The following is a 21,126-nucleotide window of genomic DNA, read 5'->3' on the forward strand; positions in this document are numbered from 1 at the left end:
CAGGGGAGAGGGATCGGACCCATGGGCATGGCCGCATCGTTCTGCTAGCCTTCGCGGCCCTATGTCATCCCTGTCCACCGAACGACCGCGCGCGGCGGGCTCCTCGCGCGATGCGAGCGAGCAGGCGGCCGACGAGATCGCCGCCGAACTGATCGGCCTGCTGCACCGGAATGCGCCCGCGGAGGAATTCGCCGGCCGGCTCGCGGCCGTGGAAGCCCTGCCCGATGCGCTGCGGCGCAAGTCCAGCCTGGTCGAGCTGGTGCGCATGGCGATGGCGCTGCGCAACCGGCTCGAGCTGCACGAACAGCGCGAGCGCGGCATGCTCGCCGTGATCGAATCGGCGCAGGACCTCTCGGGCCGGCTCGACCTCACGGGCCTGCTCAAGACCATCGTGAAGCGCGCGCGCCACCTGATGGGCTCGCACCTGTGCTGGCTCACGGTCTACGACAGCGCGACCGGCGCCTTCCAGGTGGTGGTGGCCGACGGCGCGATCTCCGACCGCACCGGCCGCATGACCGTGGGCCGCAACCTCGGCATCGCGGGCATCGTGATGAGCACGCGGCTGCCCTTCTTCACGCCCGACTACCTGCACGACAACCGCTTCGCGCACGACCCCACGCTCGACGACATCTTTCGCGACGAGGGTGTGGCCGCGCTGGTGGGCGCGCCGCTGATGCGCGACGACGAGGTGATTGGCCTGCTGTTCGTGGCCGACCGCTACCACCGCACGCACACCGCGCTCAACGTGTCGATCCTGTGCACGCTGGCCGCGCATGCCGCGGTCGCGATCGAGAACGCCAAGGCCTTCGCGGAAGCCAAGGACGCGCTCGCGCATGCCGACGAGGCGCGCGGCGAACTCGAGCGGCATGTGCGCGACGTGCAGGGCGCGGCCGAGGCGCACGAGCAGCTGACCTCGCTGCTGGCCAAGGGCGCGTCGCTGGGCGCGCTGTGCGAGTCGATCGCGCAACTGCTCAACGGCGGCGTGCTGGTGCTCGACGAGGCCCACCAGGTCATCGGCCGCGCGGTGGCGCCCGGCTACGAGGGCACGGCCGCCGATGCCTATGCGCCGAACGACGAACACAGCGCCGCGCTCGCGAAGGCGCTGCGGGAGAGCCGGCAGGCCGGCCGCTCGGTGGTGGCCTACGAGCGCGACGGCGAGCTGTGCCGCGCCATCGCGGTGCTCGGCGGCAACGAGGTGCTCGGTGCCGTGCTGCTGTTCCGGCACCAGGACCTGCGCGAGACCTCGCTGCGCACCTTCGAGCGCAGCTCCAGCATCATCGGCATCGTGCTGCTGTCACAGGAGCGCGTGGAGGCTGGCAAGAGCCGCGAGGTGGCGGCGCTGCTGCGCACCTTGATCTCGCCGCGCCAGGACGAGCCCGCGCTCACGCGCGACCGCGCCGAGCGCTTCGGGCTCGATCTGTCGCAGCCGATCTCGCTGATGGTGGTCGAGATGGCCGAGCCCCGGCCCGGCTTCTCGGGCCCGGCGTTTGCGTGCCGGCACGCCGATGTCCGAGCAGGTGTTCGACGAGGTCGACGGCGCCCTTGCCATCGTCTGCGCCGCCACCCGCGCGCAGGACGTGCTCGAGGCCGTCACCGCCTTCGCGCGGCGCGAGCTCGGCGATGCCTACCGCGGCGTGCTGTCGCGGCCGGTGCAGTCGCCGGCCGAGATGCCCGCGCTGTATGCCGCGCTGCGCCGCGCGCTGCCCGTGCTGGGTCGGTTGGGCATGCGCGGTGCCATCGTCGGGCAGAACGAGATGGCGCTCTATTCGGTGCTGTTCGAGACCCACGACCAGGGCAGCCTCAACACCTTCCTCGACGCCACCATCGGCGCGCTCACCAGCCACGACAGGAAGCGCGGCGCGGAGCTCACGTCGACCCTGCTGGCCTATTTCGACTGCAACCAGAACGCGAAGACCACGGCGGCGCGCATGGGCATCCATGTGAACACCGTGCGCCAGCGGCTCGCGAGCGTGGAGGAACTGCTGGGGCACTGGGGCAGCGCGAGCCGGGCGCTGGAGATCCATGTGGCGCTGCGGTTGTGGAGCCTGGGGATGTCCAGGACGACCCTGGAATCCGAGGCGACGTGATCGGATGATTTCGATTTTTCCGTGAAATCGTAGTCAAACTACGATAAATCAGACAAAACAAACGCTTGTTGGAGCTTGGGATTGTCTGAATAATCGTAGTATGGCTACGATAAATCGGTCAAAGCTAAATTCTTTGCTGAGCCGGCTGCCGGGCGGAACCCCCGTCACGACGGAGGACCTGGCGCGCGAGGGTATCTCCGGCGACCTGGCGGTCCACTACGTGCGCTCGGGATGGCTGGTACGGCTGGCGCGCGGCGTGTACTGCCGCCCCGACACGCCCTTGCAGCGCGATCCGAGCCTGCTGCTGCTCCAGCGCCAGATTCCCGGCCTGCATGTGGGCGGCAGATCGGCGCTCGACTGGCATGGGGTGCGCCACTACGTTTCGCAGGCACCGATGCTGCATCTCTACGGCCTCGAGTCGGCCAGCCTGCCGGACTGGTTCACCCGGGTCTTCGCGGCCGACTACCACCGCAAGCACCTCTTCAGCAGCGACGTCACTGGCATGGGGCACGCGGGCCCCTTCGAAGGCCGTGCCGATGCGCCGAATGTGTCGGCACCTGAGCGCGCCTTCCTCGAGTTGCTGAGCGAGGTGGGCGTCCGCCAGCCGCTGGCGGAGGCGCGCGAACTGGCGGAGGGCGCCTACGGCCTGCGCTCCTCGGTGCTCGCGGAACTGCTGCACCAGTGCACCAGCGTGAAGACGGTGCGCCTGTGCCTTCAGCTCGGACGCGAGCTGTCGCTGCCGTGGGCGAAGAAGCTCGACTCGGCCAAGCTGCCGACCGGTGGCGACCGACCCTGGGTCGGCCAGACCCGCGAGGGCCTGCTGGTCCTGAAGTCGTGAACGAGATCTACCTGCGAACCGCGCGCCTGCTGACGCAGATCGCGCCCCTGGTCTTCGAGGACGACACCTTCGCGCTCAAGGGTGGCACGGCCATCAATCTCTTCGTGCGCGACATGCCGCGGCTGTCGGTCGACCTGGACCTCGTCCTGCCCGACCACACGCTGTCGCGCGGCGCGGCGCTCGACAGGATCAAGGCGTCGCTCGGCAAGGCCGCCGCCACGCTCGGGCACAGGGGTTTCCATACCCGTCTCGCGGGCGCTCCCGACGCGGGTGAGAGCAAGCTCCTGGTGAAGCGCGATGGCATCGAGGTCAAGGTCGAGGTCAACTACGTGATGCGCGGAACCGTGCGGCCCGTTGCCCTCGCGGGGCTGAGTGCCAGGGCGCAGGAAGTGCTGCAGGCCGAGCTGGACATCCCTGTCGTATCGATCGAGGACGTCTATGGCGGCAAGCTGGTCGCGGCCATGGATCGCCAGCATCCGCGCGATCTCTTCGACGTCATGCAACTGCTGGCGCACGGTGGCATCACCGATGGCATCCGGCGCGCATTCGTGGTCTATCTGGCGAGCCACAACAGGCCGATCGACGAGGTCCTGTTTCCGCCGCTGCGCGACGTGCGCCAATCGTTCGAAAGCAACTTCGTGGGCATGACCACCGAGCCCGTGGAACTGGATGCGCTGCTTGCCGCGCGCGACCGAATGATCGCCACGCTCCAGCAGGGCCTCGATTCGGACGAGCGGGCCTTCCTCCTGAGCCTGGCCGATGCCGCGCCCGATTGGGAGCGGCTCGATGTGCCGCATCTTTCAGAGATGCCGGCGATCCAGTGGAAGCTGCAGAACCTCGTGAAGCTGAAGGCCTCGAACCCGGCCAAGTTCGAGGCGCAGTCGGAGGCGCTGGCCGAGAAGCTCTAGTCCCGCCAGGACCATCGCGCAGCGCTCAGCGCTGCGGCATGTCCTTCACCGAATACCCCAGGCTCACCGTCGCATCCTCCGGAATCGGCGGCATGGTCGCGTTCCAGGCGAGCCAGTCCTCGCGCATCGCGGCGAGCCGTTCGGGCTCCTGCTTGGCGCGGTTGGCGCGCTCGCGCTCGTCCGCGGGGATGTTGAACAGGTACTCGTTGCCGTCGACCTTCAGGTACTTCCAGTCGCCGTCGCGCAGCGCCTGCTGGCCGCGGTGGTTCATGCGCCAGTGCAGCGGGCGGCGGAAGCCGTGCTTCGCATCTTTCAGCACCGGCATCAGCGAGACGCCGTCGAGCGGATAGGCCGGGTCGGCCTGCACGCCGGCCGCGTCGAGCATGGTGGCCGACCAGTCCATGGTCAGGCAGTGCTGGGTGCTCTCGCCGCCGGGCGCGATGACGGCGGGCCAGTGGGCGATCCATGGCACGCGGATGCCGCCTTCGGTCAGGTCCATCTTGCCGCCGACCAGCGGCCAGTTGTCGGAGAAGCGCTCGCCGCCGTTGTCGCTGGTGAAGACCACCAGCGTGTTCTCGGCCATGCCGTGCTTCTCGAGCGCGGCCATGATCCAGCCGATGCCCTCGTCCATGTGATGGATCATGCGGCGGTAGACGTGGATGTTGCCGCCCGCGAGGTCGAACAGGTTGTCCTTCACCAGCGGCGCCTTGTCGGCATCGTCGCGCGTTTCCCACGGCCAGTGCGGCGCGGTGTAGTGCAGGCTCAGGAAGAAGGGCTTGGCTTCTTCCGAAGGCTGCTGCGCCATGCGCTCGACGAAGTCGACGGCGCGCTTCGAGAGGATGTCGGTGAGGTAGCCCTCTTCCTGCTTGTCCTCCTCGCCGTACCAGAGGTCGTGGCGGCCGCTCGAGTCGCAGTGGGTGAAGTAGTCGACGCCGCCCGACATCGGGCCGAAGAACTCCTCGTAGCCCGAGCGCAGCGGGCCGAAGCTCGGCGGATAGCCGAGGTGCCACTTGCCGATCAGCGCGGTGCGGTAGCCGCTGGCCTTGAGCAGCGAGGGCAGGGTGGGATGGTCGACCGGCAGGCCCAGCGTGCTGCTGCCGCGGCTCTTGCTGTTGATCGGCTCCTCGGCCGCGCCGCGCAGCCGGTACTGGTAGCGCGCGGTGATCATCGCGAAGCGCGTGGGCGAGCACACGGGCGAGTTCGCGTAGCCCTGCGTGAGCTTGAGGCCGTTGGCGGCCAGGCCGTCGAGCACCGGCGAGACGGGGCCGAAGACGGCCTCGCGGCCGCCGTAGCAGCCGAGGTCGGCATAGCCGAGGTCGTCGGCGACGATGAAGATGATGTTGGGTCTTGGCATGGTGTCCGAATGGCGTTGTCGATCTTTTCGTGCCCACGCCGCCGTTCGCGCTGAGCTTGTCGAAGCGTCGCGCAGGGCTTCGACAGGCTCAGACTGAACGGTTGCGCGTGGATCGAGAGACTCAAGGCTGGTAGCCCGATTTCTGCACCACCGGACCCCATTGCAGCCGGTAGGCCTTGAGCATCGCGGCGGTCTGCGCCTGGGTGCTGACCACCGGCGTCATCTTGGAGTCGGTGAACTTGCGCACCGTGTCGGGGTCCTGCATCACCTCGCGGATCGCGGTGGCGAGGCGCTCGACCTTCTCGCGCGGCATGGTGGTGGGCGCGAAGAAGGTGTTCCAGCCGCTGGCCGCGAGGTCGAGGCCGGCTTCCTTGAAGGTGGGCACCGAGGGCGCGAAGGGCGAGCGCTTGGCGCCCGAGATCGCGAGGATGCGCAGCTTGCCGCCGTCGTGCTGCGGGATCACCACGTCCTCGGTGTCGACCGCGATCGGCACCTGGCCGCCGATCAGGTCGTTGAGCAGCGGCGCCGAGCCGCGGTAGCCGATGACCTGGGTCTGGACCTTGGCCTTCTCGCCGACCATGAGGCCGAAGAAGTGCGGCAGGCTGCCGGTGGCCGGCACGCCGACGTTGGCCTGCTTGGGGTTGGCGCGCATCCAGGCCAGCAGATGGTTGAGTTCGCGCACCGGCAGCGTGGGCGACACGGCGAGCGCGAAGTCGTAGTCGTTGACGTGCGAGACCGGCACGAAGTCGTGTTCTGCGTCATAGCCGTTGTCCTTGAACACCAGCGGCGCCACCACCATCACGGCGGGGTTGGCGAGCATCAGCACGTTCTGGTTCGCGGGCGTGACCTTGACCTGCTGCGCCGCGAGGCGGCCGCCGGCACCGGGCTTGTTGTCGACGATGACCGGCACGCCGAGCTTGGGCGCGAGCTTGTCGCCGACGATGCGCGCGACGCGGTCGGTGGCGCCGCCGGGCGCGTAGCCCACGACGATGCGCAGCGGGCCGTCGAGCGGCTGCTGCGCGGCGGCGCCGATGGCCGTCAGGGCCGTGGCGAGGCCGGCGATGGCCATCAGGCCGGCGAGGCGGCGGGTGATCGGGTGCTTGGGTTGCATGGGGTCCTCCTTGCGTTTCATGTATCGGGTGTCAGTCGTTGGCCTGGAAATTCACGGCCTTCATGATGCCGGCCCAGCGTGCCGTGTCCTCGCGCATGGTCTTCACGAGCGCATCGCCCGTGTCGGCCACCGGGTACATGCCGTTCTGCAGCAGCATCTGGCGCACCTCGCGCCTGTTGACGGCGCGCGCGAACTCGGCGCGCAGCTTCTCGACCACGGGCTGCGGCGTCTTCAGCGGCGCGTAGTAGGCGAACCACGCGGTGGCGACCACGTCCTTGTAGCCGGCCTCGACGAAGCTCGGCAGGTTGGGCATCAGCGGCGAGCGCTTCTCGCCGCTGGTGGCCAGCACCTTGACGCGGCCCGAGGGCAGCATCTGCTGCGCGCCGCCCACGGTGTCGAAGTAGACCGGCACGGTGCCGCCCATCACGTCCTGCCGCGCGGGCGTGGAGCCGCGGTAGGGCACGTGGACCATCTTCAGCCCGGCCGCGCGGTTGAGCATCTCGCCGAGGAAGTGCGAGGGCGTGCCGGCGCCGTACGAGGCGAAGCTGACCTTGTCGCCCTGCGCCCTGGCCCAGGCGATGAACTCGGGCAGCGTGTTCGCGGGCACGTCCTTGTTGAGCACCAGCGCGAGCTCGAAGCGCGCGGCGTTGAGGATCGGCACGAAGTCCTTGATCGGGTCGTAGGAGAGGTTGCGGTAGGCGCTCGGGAACATCGTCATCATGCCGGCCGTGCCCAGCAGCAGCGTGTGGCCGTCGGGCGGCGCGGTCTTGACCGTCTCGACCGCGATGCGGCCGGCCGCGCCCGAGCGGTTGTCGACGATCAGCGGGCCCAGGCTGTCGCGCACTTCCTGCGCGATGGCGCGCGTCAGCACGTCCTGCGTGCCGCCCGCGGGCACGCCGATCAGCACCTTGATCGGCTGGCCCGGCGCGAAGCCCTGGGCGCGCGACAGCGCGGGTGCGAGCGCGAGGCCGCCGAGCGCGGCGACCAGCCGGCGGCGGCCGGGGGCGGGCAGGTGGGAAGCGTGCGAGGGGGAAGGCATGGGGTGAGGTCTCCGAAAGGCGCCGGTTCTGCGGGTCGTGTGCCCGCGGCTGCGGACGATTCTGGAGACGCTACAGTCGATTGATCAAATCAACCATTCCCCGGATTAACCCGAGCGCGATGCCCCAGCCCATCGATGTGCCCGTGAAAGCGACCGCTCGCAAGACGGCCAAGGCCACCATCGAGGCGGCCGAGGACGCCAGCCTCGCGTTGCCGCGCCGCCCGCTCGACGACCTGCTGCTCTACCGCCTCTCGCGCCTGCTCGCGGTGGCCGGCAGCATGGTGATCCGCCTGTGCGAAGGCCGCTTCGGCATCACGCGCCGCGAATGGCGGCTGATCGCCACGCTCGCGAGCCGCGGCGAACTCGGCTCCTCGCAGCTGGCCGAGCATGCGCAGCTCGACCGCGCGCGCACCTCGAAGGCCGTGGGTTCGCTGGTCGAGAAGAAGCTGGTCTCGCGCGTGGCGCGCGCGGGCGACCGGCGGCAGGTGCGGCTGCGGCTCACCGACAGCGGGCAGGCGCTCTACGACGAACTTTTTCCGCTCGTGACGGCGATCAATGGCGAGCTGATGGGCGCGCTCGACGCCGGCGAGGCCGAGCGCTTCGACGCGGCGCTGCACCGGCTGCAGGAGCGGGCCGAGCGCATGGTGGCGCAGGCGGTGTTGCCGAAGGCGGACCGGGGCAGGCACGCGGTGCGTTGAGGCCGGGTGACCGGGCACGGCGATCCAACGAGAGAAGAGGACCTCATGTTCGAGAAGATCAAGGCGCTGTTCGCGGCGCGACCGGCAGCGGCAACCACGCAGGCGCCCGCGCCAACCCCAGCGCCGGCAGCGGCGTCGCCCCAGGCCCCCGCCCCGCCCGACGAGGCGGTGCGGCTGCTGTCCGCCGACGATCCGGCGAATCCCTTCGTCTTCGAGGGCTACGACTGCGCGGCCTTCGCGCGGTCGATGATCTCCACCACGAAGGACCCGGGCATCGCGGCCCAGTTCTCGGCCGGCCGCACGGACCCGGGGTCGGCCCACATCGGCCAGCTTCCCGCGCAGGCCGTGGCGCTGGAATGCAGCCTGGCCTACGACGCGAAGGAGCCGCCGACCGAAGGCGTGCTGTTCAAGGCCTCGGCCATGGAGGAGAAGTGGGACATCTATCTCTACGGCGGCCGCCTCTATTTCGCGCGCAGCTGGACGGCCGCGCTGGCTTTCGTGGCCGAGTTCGAGCTGGGCGAAGGACGGCTGAGGATCCCGCGCGTGTGGGCGTCGGCCGGCAACGAGGCGCTCGCGGTTCGGCAAGTGGACTACCTGATCAAGAGCCACCTGCAACGGCGCGTCGTGCCGCATCCGCTGCCGGCCGACTTCGAGCGCGATCCCCACACGGTGGGGCTCTATTCGTTCAGCCAGTACGGCCGCGTCTGCTGGTTCGGCACCTTCGCCGACACGCTGGTCGACCGGCCCCTGAAGGCCACCGGCGCGACAGCCTGAGTCCTTTTTTGTCTTGGACGCGGGGCAGAATGGCCCGAGACCGAGGCCCGGTCGGCACACCACGAGGAGCAGCCCGATGAGTTCGATGGAAGAAGTCTGGAAATACCGCGAGGAAGTCCTCTACCCGCAGCTCTTCGGCGAGAAGCGCAAGGGCATCTTCGTGCTGGGCGCTGAAGACTTCTCGGCGCTGGGCGCGCAGGACATCGATCCGCGCTGGCTGCACCTGGGCGTGTTCGAGTTCGAGCCGACGCCCGTGCGCAACTCCTGGCTCTACGTGAGCTCGGGCGGCTCGACGCCCTGGGAGGGCGAGCCCGCCGACTACGACCCCGAGGACTATTCGTGGATCGGCACCGAGCTCGTGCTCGAGGTCCCATCGCAGGCCGGCGACACCTGGCCGATCAAGCTGCTGCAGAAGCTGCTGGCCTACAACGTGCTGCTCGCGCACGGCCGCTTCGGCGAGGACAAGCCGCCGCTGGACTACGGCGACCGCATTCCGCTGGGCGGGCCGATCGGGCAGAAGGCCGCCTCGGTGCTGCGCCATGTGGTGCTGGCGCGGCCGAGGCACTGTCCGGCGACGGCGCAGCTGGACTCGGGCAAGTTCGATTTCCTGCAGGTGGTGGGCATCTCCGACACCGAGCGCGACTGGGCCAAGGCGCGCAGTTCCGAGGACCTGGTGCGGCTGCTCGAGGTGCATGGCCACTGCCCGGTGACCGACCCGAAGCGCGCACCGGTGGCCTGAGCGCCGCATGCAGGGAGTCAGCGAGGCCGACGCGCCGCAGCGCCAGACCACGGTCGATGCGCTGCGCGGCTTCGCGCTGCTGGGCATCCTGGTGGTCAACATCGCGACCTTCGCCTCGACCTACTACGGCATGGGGCTGCCCGATCCGCTTGCGAACGCGCTGCCCGAGCGCCTCGCGGTGATCGTGCGCACCTTCGTCTTCGAGACCAAGTTCTACCTGCTGTTCTCGTTCCTGTTCGGCTACAGCTTCCAGCTGCAGAAGGCGGCAGCGCAGCGCGCCGGCCGTGCCTTCGCGCCGCGCATGGCGCGCCGGCTGCTGGCGCTGTGGCTGCTGGGCGTGGCGCATGGGGTGCTGCTCTACCAGGGCGACATCCTCACGACCTATGGCGTGATCGGCGTGGTGGTGCTGCTGCTGCACCGGCGCGGCGATCGCTTGCTGCTGGGCGCCGGCATCGCGCTGGTGCTGGGCACCGCGCTGCTGTGGGCGGCCTTCAGCGCGCTGCTGTCGTTCGCGCTGGGCGGTGGCCCGATGGACCTGCGCAGCGCCTATGCGGAAGCCGCTTCGGCGCTGCTGGCCTACCGCGGCACGCCGATGACGGTGATCGTGCAGCACCTGCGCGAGCTGTCGCAGATCTGGTGGCTCACGGCGCTGGTGCAGGCGCCGACGGCGCTCGCGATGTTCTTCGCGGGCTTCGTCGCGGCGCGGCATGCGCTGCTGGCCGATACCGGCGCGCGCCTGCCGCTGTTCCGGCGCGTGCTGGCCTGGGGGCTGGTGGTGGGGCTGCCGGGCGCGGCCTTCTATGCGCAGTCGGCGATGCGTGTCGATGGCTCGGTGCGCGACTTCCTCGGACTCTCGGTCACGCTGCTCACGGCGCCGTTCCTGAGCGCCGCCTATGCGTGCGCGCTGGTGCTGCTGTTCCGCACGCCGCGTGGTCGCGTGCTCGAAAGCTGGCTCGCGCCCGCGGGGCGCATGGCGCTGTCGAACTACCTGCTGCAGTCGGCCGTGTGCGCCTGGCTGTTCCTGGCCTACGGGCTGCGCTGGATCGGCGCGACGCCGCCGCTCGCGGCGATGGGGATCGCCTTCGCGATCTTCGGCTGCCAGCTGCCGCTGAGCCGGTGGTGGATGGGGCGCTTCGCCTATGGGCCCGTCGAGTGGCTGCTGCGGGCGTTCACGAACCTCGCGTGGCCACCGCTGCGGCGCTGAGCCCGCGGCGTATGCCGCGTACGCCGCGTATCCCGCTCAAGGCGGCGGCAGCGGCCGCGACCACAGCCAGGCCAGCACCACCGCCATGCAGCCGATGGCCAGCACCGCGGTCCAGGCCCGGTGCGCGGTGTACGAGACGATCACGGCGCACAGCGCCATGGTGACGGTGGCGCTCCACTTGGCGCGCCGGCTCACGGTGCGGCCGTGGGCCCAGTTGTGCAGCAGCGGCCCGAAGATGCGGTGGCCGAGCAGCCAGGCATGCAGCCGCGGCGAGCTGCGCGCCGCGGCCCAGGCGGCCAGCAGGATGAAGACGGTGGTCGGCATGCCCGGCACCACCACGCCGATGAGCCCGAGCACCAGGCACAGCACGGCGAAGGCATAGAACAGCGCGCGTACCAGCGGGCCTCTAGGTTCGGGGTCGGGCTTCAACGCGGCACGCTCGTGGTGGAAGGCGCGGCTCAGGCCACGGCCTGCGGCTGGAACGGCCCGGGCTCGCGCTCGGCGGGGTGGTCGTTGCCCACGCGCACCTTCGGCAGGTGCTGCGGGTACTCGCGCTGCATGAAGTCGATCAGGCCCTCGCGCACGTTGCAGCGCAGGTCGAAGGCCATGCCCGAGGTGGCGGCAGTGCACAGCACGCGGATCTGCATGGTGCGCTCGGTGGCGTCGGTCACGCGCAGGTTGAAGAAGCGGCCGTCCCATTCGGGCGAGGCCTTCACGATGCGCTCGACCTCGGCGCGCAGCGGCGCCAGCGGCATGCCGTAGTCGGCATAGACGAACACCGAGCCGAGGATCTGCGACGAATGGCGGGTCCAGTTCTGGAACGGCTTCTCGATGAAGTAGGTCAGCGGCAGGATCAGCCGGCGCTCGTCCCAGATCTTCAGCACGACGAAGGTGCCGGTGATCTCCTCGACGCGGCCCCATTCGCCCTCGACCACGAGCACGTCGTCGATGCGGATCGGCTGCGCGAGCGCGAGCTGCAGGCCGGCGATGAGGTTGCTGAACACCGGCTTGGCCGCGAGGCCGGCCACGATGCCGATGACGCCGGCCGAGGCCAGCAGGCTGGCGCCGACCTGGCGCGCGCCGGGGAAGGTCATGAGCATCATCGCGCCGCCGGCGATCACCACCACGGTCATGGCGGTGCGCGCGAGCACGCGGGTCTGCGTGAGCACGCGGCGCGCCTGCAGGTTGTCGGCAATGTCGGACGGATGCTGCGCGAGCACGCCGTCGGCGAAGCCGCCGATGGCCTTGAGCGCGAGCCAGGTGGTGGCCGCGATCAGCAGCAGGCCGTTGAGGTGGCGCACGTTCTCGATGTAGCGCAGGTCCTCGGGCGTGGCCTGCCACACCATCTGCAGCGCGATCAGCGGCAGCACCGCGCGCGCCGGGGCATGGCAGGCGACCACCATGGCATGGATGGCGGGCGCGGGGCGCGTGATGCGCTTGAGCACCATGCCGCCGATGCGGTGGACGACGAGGGCGACGGGAACGGCGATGACGGCGGCCAGCCAGGTGCCGAACCAGGGATGGGAGAGGATGGATTGCATCAGGGTCATGCCGATGCGAGTCCCGAAGCTTCCTGTTCGTTCAATGCTTGAAGAATTCGGGCCGCATCGTCTCGCAATTGGGTCGACAGCGCGGTCGCCAGGTCGAGCCGGCGCAGCAGCCAGGGGCTGATGTCGTTGTCGAAGGGATCGGGCAGCGGGATCGGGCCGCCGACGGCGGTGGAGGCCGTGCTCTCGGGCTGCGTGGGGCCCGAGGTGGGCACCGCGCCGATCGCGGCCTCGATGCGCTGCGTGGTGCGCGCGAGCGGGCCCTCGACCTCGCCGGGCGTGAGGCGGTCGCGCCGCAGCACCAGCATCGACTTGACCGCGCTGAGCTGCGCCAGCAGCTGGTAGCTGTGGGCCTGCAGGTGCTCGAGCGGCTCGACCGGCGGCTGCACCGCGCGCGGTTCGGACAGCGAACGCTGCGTGGCCTGCACCAGCGCCGAGAGGCTGTCGAAGGCCTCGCGGCGCGCGAGCCGCCATTCGAGCTCGGGGCTGCTGTCGACGGTCTGCAATTGGCCCAGGCCCAGCGCGAGCCGCGCATGGCGTGCCTGCGCGGTCAGCACGCGCGCCACCAGCGCGGGGATCTGGCTGCGTTCCCACGAGGGCAGCACGTAGCAGAAGGCCCAGGCGAGCGCGGCGCCGATCAGCGTGTCGGCGATGCGCTCGAACAGCGCGAACAGCGGTGCCGCGCCGGTGTTGAGCATGTGGGCCTGCAGCAGGCCCAGCACGGTGGCGGCCACCGCGGTGATCAGGTAGCGCCGCACCGCGAAGCTGTGGGCGATGGCCTGCGCCACGGTCAGCACCGCGAGCAGCCCGAGCGCCGAGAGATGCGCCGACAGCAGGCCGACCGCGAGCACGCAGCCCAGCAACGTGCCGGCCACGCGGTGGTTGCGCCGCTCCAGCGTCTGCGAGAGGCTGCCGCGCAGCACCACCACGATGGTCAGCAGGATCCAGTAGTCGTGCGAGCCCCAGGGCATCGACACCGCGACCGCGTAGCCGGCCGCGATCGCGAGCGCGGCGCGGATCGCGTGGCGCAGCGGCGGCGCGTCCCAGCGCCACAGGGTGAAGAAGGGGCGCCACGACCAGTCGGTGGGGCTCACGAACATCTGCCAGTTGGCGCGCACCACGGCGAGGTTGGGCTCGGCGTCGCCGCGCGCCATGGCCGACAGGCGCAGCACCTCGTCGTTGATGTGGCCGATGCGGCTCGCGAGGCCGCGCGCGAGCATGGCGGCGTTGGGGCCTGGCAGCATCGGGTGCGGGTGGCCCGAGGCCTGGTCCTCGCCATCGACGTGGATCGCCGCGAGGCGCGGCCGGCGGTCGGCCACCAGGTGCGGATGGCGGCCCATGAGCAGCGCGTCGGCCAGCCCGATCATGTCCTCGGCCAGTTCCTCGAGCACGCGGCGCATCTCGACCAGCGCGTCGGCATGGGCGGGATGGGTCTTGAGGGCGTCGAGGTCGAGTTCGCTCGCGAGCAGCTGGTCGCGCATCTCGAGCACGATCACCAGCATCGCGGCCAGCCGCTGGCGGCGCGGCGTGCGCGGCGACTCGAGCACGATGTCGCGCGTGGCCTGCAGCTGGTCGGCCAGCGCGGCCTGTTCGCGCAGCAGGCGGCCCAGCATCGGCGCGGGGGTCTCGCGCACGTCGCCGGTCTCGTCCCTGGGCGTGAACTGGCTGGCCTCGGTGCGCATCAGCGCGGCCAGCGAATACAGCACGTCGGCCACCGACTGCACGCGAAAGCGCGTGTTGAGGATCAGGTTGGCGAGCACCGACCACAGCACGTACAGCCCGGCGCCGAGGCCGAAGTGCCAGGTGCGCTCGATGGCCTCGGCCATGCCGTGCGGCGTGGGCGTGGCCATGGAGAAGATCATCGAGAACATCACCGCGATGGCGATCGGGATGCCGCGCTTGCCCCAGGCCATGGCCAGGAAGGCGAAGAAGGTGGCCGGCACCAGCAACAGGCCGAGCCGGATCGGCGCGGCGTGCAGCAGCTGCACGGCGAAGAACAGCGGCAGCCCGATCAGCGGCGCCGGCAGCATCTGCCAGAACTTGCCGCGGCGCGGGCCCGGCAGGTCGGGTGGGGCGGTGACGATCACGCCGACCGCGGCCGAGGAGGCCGCGACGGTGCCGAGCCAGAAATGCACGCCGCCCGAGATGAACAGCAGGCCGAGCGCGACCGTGAGGCCGCTGGCGACGTAGTGGCTCAGCGCGATGCGCAACGCGGCGCGCAGGCGCTGCTGCAGCACCGAGGCCTGGGTCTCGCCGCCGATGGCGCGGGCCCCTGCCATCACTTGGCGGAAGCGTCGCCCTCGAACGGGCCGGTGGCGGCGGGGGCGTCGCGGCGGATGCGGGTGAGCTTGCGCTTGGCCGGGGCGGCGGCGGGTGCCTCCGCGTTCTGGTCGTCCTCGGCGGGGCCCATCTCGGTCACGGTGCTGCGCGCGTAGATGTCTGCCGAGCCCTCGGTCTGGGGCTTGCTCGCGGCGGCCACCGCGCGCACGCGGTCGCTGGCGCGCAGCTTCTCGTCGACGCTCGCGAACTTCGAGTACTTGGCCAAGAGCGGCACCAGCTGGCCGTAGATGCGCGGCGCGCCGGCCAGGCATTCGCGCTGGTCGATGAAGTCGGGCTCGCCCGTGAAGTTGCCGATCAGGCCGCCGGCCTCGGTCACCAGCAGCGAGCCGGCCGCCACGTCCCAGGGGTTCAGGCCGGTCTCGAAGAAGGCGTCGGTGAAGCCGGCCGCCACGTAGGCGAGGTCGAGCGCGGCGGCGCCGGGGCGGCGCAGGCCGGCCATGCGCGGCATCAGGTCGGCCATGATGGCCAGGTACTGCTTGAAGTTGTCGCCGGTGCGGAACGGGAAGCCGGTGGCGACCAGCGATTCGGACAGCCGGGTGCGCTTGGACACGCGGATGCGGCGGTCGTTGACGTAGGCGCCGCGGCCCTTGGTGGCGGTGAACAGGTCGTTGCGCGTGGGGTCGTAGACGACCGCCTGCTCGATCTTGCCGCGCACCGACAGCGCGATCGACACGCAGTAGAACGGGAAGCCGTGGATGAAGTTGGTGGTGCCGTCGAGCGGATCGATGATCCAGACGTAGTCGGAATCCTTGGCGCCGTGCTCGGAGCCCGATTCCTCGGCCAGGATGCCGTGCCCCGGATACGCCGTGAGAAGCGTTTCGATGATGGCCTGCTCGCTCGCGTGGTCGATCTCGGTGACGAAATCGTTCACATGCTTCTGGGAGATGCGCACGGCCTCGACGTCGAGCGCGGCGCGGTTGATGATGGCGCCGGCGGCGCGAGCGGCCTTCACGGCCACGTTGAGCATGGGATGCAGGTTGGGGGACGACATTCTGAATTGTGAGCGTGAGCGGAACGCCTGCACGGACCCGGCAAAGGCCCGGGTGGCCGTGGCTGTCGTTCCTGACTGACTGGAAGAACTGGGGGGTGGGACCCTGAAGGACCCGGAAACCGGCCCGGCGATGCGGGCGGCGAGAATCGGGGGATTTTACCGGCTCGGCCGGTCCCCTGTCTCCCCACCCCTTTTTCATGCGCACCCGTTTCATCCTGATCCAGACCAGCCACGCCGGCAACGTGGGGGCCGCCGCCCGCGCCATGAAGACCATGGGTTTCGGCGAACTCGTGCTGGTGGCGCCGCGCTGGGCCAACGTGCTGCGGCGCGAGGAAACCATCCAGCGCGCGAGCGGCGCGCTCGACGTGCTGGCCAATGCGCGCATCGTCGAGACGCTCGACGAAGCCCTCGACGGCGTGACCCACCTGTGCGCCACCGCGATGGTGCCGCGCGACTTCGGCCCGCCGACGCGTACCCCCCGCGAGCACCTCGGCCCGCTGGCGGCCGAGGGCGATGCGCACGTGGCCTTCCTGTTCGGCTCCGAGCGCTTCGGCATGCGCAACGAGGACGTCTACCGCTGCCACGTCGCCCTGAGCATTCCGACCGACCCGAACTTCGGCTCGCTCAACCTCGGCGCCGCGATCCAGGTGATCGCCTACGAATGGCGGCTCGCGCTCGGCGGCTTCGAGGTGCGCGACGCGGTCGCGCCGCCGCCGGCGGCCGATGCCCAGGCGGTGGCCGGCATGCTCGAGCACTGGGAGCGTTCGCTGGTGGAGGTGGGCTTCCTCGATCCCGAGGCGCCCAAGAAGCTGATGCCGCGGCTGCAGCAGCTGTTCAACCGCGCCCAGCCCACGGCCGAGGAAATCCACATCCTGCGCGGCATCGCCAAGGCGATGAGCGAGGCCGCGGCCGGCAAGATCCGGCGCTGAGCGGGCCTAAAACCCCATCGCCCGTACGCGATGAGGGCCGGCTATAGACTGCGCGGCCCCCATCGTCATAACCAAAATATCCGAAGGCAGCGATGTTCTCTCGCCTGCGCGCCGACATCCGGTGCATCCTCGAACGCGACCCGGCCGCGCGCAGCGCCTGGGAGGTGCTCACGGTCTATCCGGGCCTGCATGCCGTGGTGCTGCATCGCTGGGCGCATGCGTGTTGGAACCATGGCTTCAAGTGGCCCGCGCGCTTCATCGCGCACATGGCGCGCTGGCTCACCGGCATCGAGATCCATCCGGCCGCCAAGATCGGCCGCGAGGTGTTCTTCGACCACGCCATGGGCGTGGTGATCGGCGAGACCGCCGAGGTCGGCGACGGCTGCACCATCTACCAGGGCGTGACCCTGGGCGGCACCTCGCTCTACAAGGGCACCAAGCGCCATCCGACCTTGGGCCGCAACGTGGTGGTGAGCGCCGGCGCCAAGGTGCTGGGCGGCTTCGTGGTGGGCGACGGCGCCAAGATCGGCAGCAACGCGGTCGTCATCAAGCCGGTGCCCGCGGGCGCGACCGCGGTCGGCATCCCGGCGCGCATCATCCCGTCGAAGGCCGGCGAGAGCGCCGACGTGGCCGTGCCGCAGAAATTCAGCGCCTACGGCATCACGCAGGACGACGACCCGCTGAGCCAGGCGATGCGCGGCCTGATCGACAACGCCTCGAGCCAGGAGCACCAGATCGCGCTGCTGTGGCAGGCGATCGAGAAGCTCTCGGCCCATCCCGGCACCCGGGATTGCGTGCCCGGCGACGCGGCGCGCGACGAGTGCTTCGAGGCCGAGAAGCTCACGCAGTTGGTGGGGAAGTGACGTGAGCTGGGCGCTGTTCCATCGCTTCGAGGACGAGCGGCCCACCGACTTCCACGAGCTGCGCCAGTTCGGCAATTCGCTGTGGGCCGCGAGCGGCAAGGTGCAGACCTGGGGGCGCTCCAGCGTCGCCGAGTTCGCCAGCCCCGAGGCCGCGATGGAGGCCCTGGCGCAGCGCGGCCGCGAGATCGAGGCCCAGGGCTACGTGCGGGTGCGTGAAGGCATCCACGACCCGGCCCGCGTCGACTTCGCGCTGCTCACGGCCGAGATCCGCGAGGGCGCCCGCCGCGCCTTCGAGGCCATCCGCGCGGGCGATCCCGAGCGGACCTTCCGGCTTTTCGCGCTGGGCAGCGACGAGAGCGCGATGACCATCGTCCATGCCGCCAGCGACCTCGCCCTGGGCGAGCCGGGCGAGATGGAGGACGAGAGCGAGATCTGGAGTTCCGGCGAGTGGTCGCACGACGAGGGCGGCGAGTTCCTCGACATCGCCTACCGCATGCTCCTGGCCTGCCACCGCGACGACCTGCCCTGCAGCGTGGAGTTCGACGTGCTGCACGACGGCCTGTTCGAGGCCTGCATCGCCGCGATGGCACAGCTCGATGGCGAGGAATTCTTCGGCACCGGTTCGGCACGCGAAGCGGTGGTGCTGCTGTGCCAGGTCGAGGGCGGCGAGGACATGGAAGGCTCGGTTGCCCGCCTCAACACCGCGCGCGTGGTGGACCGGCTTCGGCGCTGGATCGATCTGTGCGAATGAAGGCCGGGCCGGGCTGCTAGCGCCGCGCGGGCGCGTGCAGCGCGCCGTGCACATGCCCCGCGTGCTGGCCGAAGCCCTCGGCCTCGAGCGCGACCGCGTCGAGCTCCTGGATGATCCCGCAGGGCTGGGCCGAATCGGCGCCGCCGCATTGCCGGCGCAGCGCCTTCAGCTGCTTCTCGAGCGTGCGCAGTTCGGCGATGCGCGCCGCCACGTGGCCGATGTGGTCGTCGAGCAGCTGGTTGACCTCGCCGCAGTCCTCCTGCGGCGCATCGCGGAATTTCAGCAGGCTGCGGATCTCGTCGAGCGTCATGTCGAGCGAGCGGCAGCGCCGCACGAAGCCCAGGCGCTGCGCATGGTCCTCGCCGTAGATGCGGTAGTTGCCCTCGGTGCGCGCGGGCGCCGGCAGCAGGCCTTCGCGCTCGTAGTAGCGGATGGTCTCGACGGGCGTGTTCGCGGCCTTGGCCAGATCACCGATTTTCATGATGCGGCAGATGGATGGAAGGCTGGCGGGCGGGCCGGGCCGTGGAGGCCGGCGAAGCCCCGCCAGCGGGTGGGGGAACTGCGTTTGACTCTACACCTGCTTCAGGGTTTTCAATCGAGCCCATGACGAACCAGAACACGCTCGACAGGGACATTCGGGAGGGCGCGGCGCCCGCCGGCGCGCACGGCCATGACCATGGCCATGCGCACGATCACGGTCATGCGCCGGCGGCCGCGCCGCCCGCGCATGACGCCTGCTGCAGCCACATTGGCTGCGGCTCGGCCTCGGTCTCGGCCTTCGTGTCGGCGCCGGAGCCGGCCGACCTGCCCAAGGGCGCGACCTTGTTCCGCATTCCCACCATGGACTGCGCGGTCGAGGAGTCCGAGATCCGCCGCGCGCTCGAGCCCGTGGCCGGCATCGGCGCGCTGCGCTTCCGGCTCGGCGAACGCACGATGGCGATCACCGCCGACGCAGCGGCGCTGGCCGAGGCCCTGGCGGCGATCCGCAAGGCCGGCTTCAAGCCCGAGCCGGTGGCCGCGCCCGCGCCGGGCGCGGCGCGCAGCATCGAGCCCGCGGGCTGGAAGAGCGCCGGCCTCGCGCGCCTCATCGCGGCGCTGGTGCTGGCCATCGGCGCCGAGTCCGTTTCCTTCCTTGCGCTCGAGGGCCGTGGCTTCATGGTCTTCGAGATGGGGCTCGCGCTCGCGGCCATCGCGCTCGCGGGCCTCGACACCTACAAGAAGGGCTTCGCGGCGCTGGTGCGCGGCCGGCTCAACATCAATGCGCTGATGGCGGTGGCCGTGACCGGCGCCTTCTTCATCGGCCAGTGGCCCGAGGCCGCGATGGTGATGGCGCTCTATGCGATCGCCGAGCTGATCGAGGCGCGCGCCGTGGACCGCGCGCGCAACGCGATCCAGAGCCTGCTGGCGCTGGCGCCCGAGCAGGCCGAGGTGCGCCAGCCCGATGGCGGTTGGCGGACCGTACCCGCGAGCGAGGTGCCGCTGGGCGCGGTGGTGCGCATCCGCCCCGGCGAGCGCGTGGCGCTCGACGGCGTGGTCACGGCCGGCAGCAGCGCGATCGACCAGGCGCCGGTCACGGGCGAGAGCATCCCGGTCGACAAGACCGTGGGCGACACCGTCTTCGCCGGCACCATCAACCAGACCGCGGGGCTCGAGTTCCGCGTCACCGCGGTGGCCGCCAACACCACGCTGGCGCGCATCATCCACGCCGTGGAGGAGGCGCAGGGCACGCGCGCGCCCACGCAGCGCTTCGTCGACCGCTTCGCCGCGATCTACACGCCGGCCGTGTTCGCGCTCGCGCTGGCCATCGCGCTGTTCACGCCCTGGGCCATGGGCTGGACCTGGCTCGAGGCGATCTACAAGGCGCTGGTGCTGCTGGTCATCGCCTGCCCCTGCGCGCTGGTGATCTCCACGCCGGTGACGGTGGTGAGCGCGCTGGCCTCGGCCGCGCGCCGCGGCATCCTGATCAAGGGCGGCACCTACCTCGAGGAGGCGCGCAAGCTCAAGGCGGTGGCGCTCGACAAGACCGGCACCATCACCGAGGGCAAGCCGAAGCTGGTCGAGTCCGAGGTGCTCGGCGCCACGGCCGGCGGCGACGCGGCCGTGCTCGCCATCGCGGCCAGCATCGCGGGGCGTTCCGACCACCCGGTGTCCAGGGCCATCGCCGAGGGGCTGAAGTCGGTCGACCCTGCACTCGAGGAAGTGAATGACTTCGCCGCGCTGCCCGGCCGCGGCGTGGAAGCCGTGCACGGCGGCCAACGCTATGCGCTGGCCAACCACCGCCTGATCGAGGAGCGCGGCCTGTGCACGCCCGCGATCGAGGCCGCGCTGAAGCGCCACGAGGAAGCCGGCCGCACCGTCACCCTGCTGGCCTCGGAACAGGCGGTGCTCGCGCTGTTCGCGGTGGCCGACACCATCAAGCCCTCGTCGCAGGCGGCGGTGGCCGAGCTGCGCGCGCTCGGCGTGGTGCCCGTGATGCTGACCGGCGACAACGCCGCCACCGCCCGGACCATCGGCGCGCATGCCGGCATCGAGGACGTGCGCGGCAACCTGCTGCCCGAGGAGAAGCTCGACGCCGTGAAGGCGATGCAGCAGCGCTACGGCATGGCCGCCATGACCGGCGACGGCATCAACGACGCGCCCGCGCTCGCGCAGGCCGACATCGGCTTCGCGATGGGCGGTGCCGGCACCGACACCGCGATGGAGGCGGCCGACGTGGTGATCATGAACGACGACCTGCGCCGCATTCCCGAGACCATCCGGCTGTCGCGCCGCGCGCATGCGGTGCTGTGGCAGAACATCACGCTGGCGCTCGGCATCAAGGGCGTGTTCTTCGTGCTCGCGGTGTTCGGCAGCGCGACCATGTGGATGGCCGTTTTCGCCGACATGGGCGCGAGCCTGCTGGTGGTGGCGAACGGGCTGCGCCTGATGCGCGCCGAGAAGAACGCCGCCTGAG

At 70.5% G+C, this 21,126-nt stretch carries 19 protein-coding genes and 1 pseudogene; 12 read left to right on the forward strand and 8 right to left on the reverse strand.

All coding sequences use genetic code 11. The features are described 5' to 3' along the window. Positions 1 to 412: 412 nt before the first annotated feature. From ACHMXE_RS21710 to ACHMXE_RS21725, 4 genes and pseudogenes are all read left to right on the forward strand, one after another. A pseudogene (locus ACHMXE_RS21710) lies at positions 413 to 733 on the forward strand (GAF domain-containing protein); the annotation flags it as partial. A 1,021-nt stretch (positions 734 to 1,754) separates the two neighbouring features. Then, entirely contained in the window at positions 1,755 to 2,087 is a 333-nt protein-coding gene (locus ACHMXE_RS21715) for a PucR family transcriptional regulator (RefSeq protein WP_395352745.1), read from the forward strand. A gap of 100 nt (positions 2,088 to 2,187) precedes the next feature. Beyond that, a complete protein-coding gene (locus tag ACHMXE_RS21720; RefSeq protein ID WP_395351217.1) occupies positions 2,188 to 2,925 on the forward strand; it encodes a type IV toxin-antitoxin system AbiEi family antitoxin domain-containing protein in 738 nt (245 codons plus the stop codon). After that, positions 2,922 to 3,833 (forward strand): nucleotidyl transferase AbiEii/AbiGii toxin family protein, encoded by a 912-nt coding sequence (locus ACHMXE_RS21725; RefSeq protein ID WP_395351218.1) that lies wholly within the window; start codon positions 2,922 to 2,924, stop codon positions 3,831 to 3,833. The genes ACHMXE_RS21720 and ACHMXE_RS21725 overlap by 4 nt, the downstream gene beginning before the upstream one ends. A gap of 25 nt (positions 3,834 to 3,858) precedes the next feature. Here the strand turns inward: ACHMXE_RS21725 and ACHMXE_RS21730 are convergent, their stop codons facing one another. The 3 genes from ACHMXE_RS21730 to ACHMXE_RS21740 form a co-directional block, all read right to left on the reverse strand. Continuing rightward, complete coding sequence (locus ACHMXE_RS21730) at positions 3,859 to 5,187, reverse strand: sulfatase (protein ID WP_395351219.1); 1,329 nt, start codon at positions 5,185 to 5,187, stop codon at positions 3,859 to 3,861. A gap of 121 nt (positions 5,188 to 5,308) precedes the next feature. Further along, positions 5,309 to 6,298: a Bug family tripartite tricarboxylate transporter substrate binding protein gene (locus tag ACHMXE_RS21735; protein ID WP_395351220.1), complete on the reverse strand. Its 990-nt coding sequence runs from the start codon at positions 6,296 to 6,298 to the stop codon at positions 5,309 to 5,311. 31 nt (positions 6,299 to 6,329) lie between these two features. After that, on the reverse strand, positions 6,330 to 7,337 hold the full coding sequence (locus tag ACHMXE_RS21740) for a Bug family tripartite tricarboxylate transporter substrate binding protein (protein ID WP_395351221.1): 1,008 nt from the start codon (positions 7,335 to 7,337) through the stop codon (positions 6,330 to 6,332). A gap of 143 nt (positions 7,338 to 7,480) precedes the next feature. Here ACHMXE_RS21740 and ACHMXE_RS21745 point away from each other — a divergent pair, with 143 nt between their 5' ends. The 4 genes from ACHMXE_RS21745 (at position 7,481) to ACHMXE_RS21760 (ending at position 10,752) form a co-directional block, all read left to right on the forward strand. Then, positions 7,481 to 8,035, forward strand: a complete 555-nt coding sequence (locus ACHMXE_RS21745) for a MarR family winged helix-turn-helix transcriptional regulator (protein ID WP_395351222.1) — start codon at positions 7,481 to 7,483, stop codon at positions 8,033 to 8,035. 45 nt (positions 8,036 to 8,080) lie between these two features. After that, the gene (locus ACHMXE_RS21750) at positions 8,081 to 8,809 is read left to right on the forward strand and encodes a hypothetical protein (protein ID WP_395351223.1); all 729 of its coding nucleotides are present in this window, start codon (positions 8,081 to 8,083) and stop codon (positions 8,807 to 8,809) included. A 76-nt stretch (positions 8,810 to 8,885) separates the two neighbouring features. Then, complete coding sequence (locus ACHMXE_RS21755) at positions 8,886 to 9,548, forward strand: suppressor of fused domain protein (RefSeq protein ID WP_395351224.1); 663 nt, start codon at positions 8,886 to 8,888, stop codon at positions 9,546 to 9,548. Positions 9,549 to 9,555: 7 nt separating this feature from the next. Next, positions 9,556 to 10,752, forward strand: a complete 1,197-nt coding sequence (locus ACHMXE_RS21760) for a DUF418 domain-containing protein (protein ID WP_395351225.1) — start codon at positions 9,556 to 9,558, stop codon at positions 10,750 to 10,752. Positions 10,753 to 10,788: 36 nt separating this feature from the next. On the opposite strand, the gene ACHMXE_RS21765 is transcribed toward ACHMXE_RS21760, so the two are convergent. The 4 genes from ACHMXE_RS21765 to ACHMXE_RS21780 are packed head-to-tail and all read right to left on the reverse strand — an operon-like array spanning position 10,789 to position 15,630. After that, on the reverse strand, positions 10,789 to 11,181 hold the full coding sequence (locus ACHMXE_RS21765) for a YbaN family protein (RefSeq protein WP_203201969.1): 393 nt from the start codon (positions 11,179 to 11,181) through the stop codon (positions 10,789 to 10,791). Between the two features lie 29 nt (positions 11,182 to 11,210). After that, complete coding sequence (locus tag ACHMXE_RS21770; RefSeq protein WP_395351226.1) at positions 11,211 to 12,293, reverse strand: mechanosensitive ion channel family protein; 1,083 nt, start codon at positions 12,291 to 12,293, stop codon at positions 11,211 to 11,213. Between the two features lie 5 nt (positions 12,294 to 12,298). Continuing rightward, positions 12,299 to 14,578, reverse strand: coding sequence for an FUSC family membrane protein (locus ACHMXE_RS21775; RefSeq protein WP_395351227.1), 2,280 nt, complete (start codon positions 14,576 to 14,578; stop codon positions 12,299 to 12,301). Next, on the reverse strand, positions 14,578 to 15,630 hold the full coding sequence (locus ACHMXE_RS21780) for an inositol monophosphatase family protein (protein ID WP_203201967.1): 1,053 nt from the start codon (positions 15,628 to 15,630) through the stop codon (positions 14,578 to 14,580). The genes ACHMXE_RS21775 and ACHMXE_RS21780 overlap by 1 nt, the downstream gene beginning before the upstream one ends. Before the next feature lie 197 nt (positions 15,631 to 15,827). Between ACHMXE_RS21780 and ACHMXE_RS21785 the strand changes: the two genes are divergently transcribed. The 3 genes from ACHMXE_RS21785 (at position 15,828) to ACHMXE_RS21795 (ending at position 18,173) form a co-directional block, all read left to right on the forward strand. Then, complete coding sequence (locus tag ACHMXE_RS21785) at positions 15,828 to 16,559, forward strand: RNA methyltransferase (protein WP_395351228.1); 732 nt, start codon at positions 15,828 to 15,830, stop codon at positions 16,557 to 16,559. A 92-nt stretch (positions 16,560 to 16,651) separates the two neighbouring features. Beyond that, complete coding sequence (cysE, locus tag ACHMXE_RS21790) at positions 16,652 to 17,422, forward strand: serine O-acetyltransferase (protein ID WP_203201965.1); 771 nt, start codon at positions 16,652 to 16,654, stop codon at positions 17,420 to 17,422. Between the two features lies 1 nt (position 17,423). Further along, positions 17,424 to 18,173, forward strand: coding sequence for a DUF4303 domain-containing protein (locus tag ACHMXE_RS21795; protein WP_395351229.1), 750 nt, complete (start codon positions 17,424 to 17,426; stop codon positions 18,171 to 18,173). Between the two features lie 16 nt (positions 18,174 to 18,189). Here ACHMXE_RS21795 and cadR read toward each other — a convergent pair whose 3' ends face one another. Continuing rightward, on the reverse strand, positions 18,190 to 18,654 hold the full coding sequence (gene cadR / locus ACHMXE_RS21800) for a Cd(II)/Pb(II)-responsive transcriptional regulator (RefSeq protein ID WP_203201964.1): 465 nt from the start codon (positions 18,652 to 18,654) through the stop codon (positions 18,190 to 18,192). A 122-nt stretch (positions 18,655 to 18,776) separates the two neighbouring features. Here cadR and ACHMXE_RS21805 point away from each other — a divergent pair, with 122 nt between their 5' ends. After that, positions 18,777 to 21,125: a heavy metal translocating P-type ATPase gene (locus ACHMXE_RS21805; RefSeq protein ID WP_395351230.1), complete on the forward strand. Its 2,349-nt coding sequence runs from the start codon at positions 18,777 to 18,779 to the stop codon at positions 21,123 to 21,125. Position 21,126 lies beyond the last annotated feature (1 nt).

The organism is Variovorax sp. UC122_21 (genome assembly GCF_044056785.1).
Lineage (GTDB): Bacteria > Pseudomonadota > Gammaproteobacteria > Burkholderiales > Burkholderiaceae_C > Variovorax.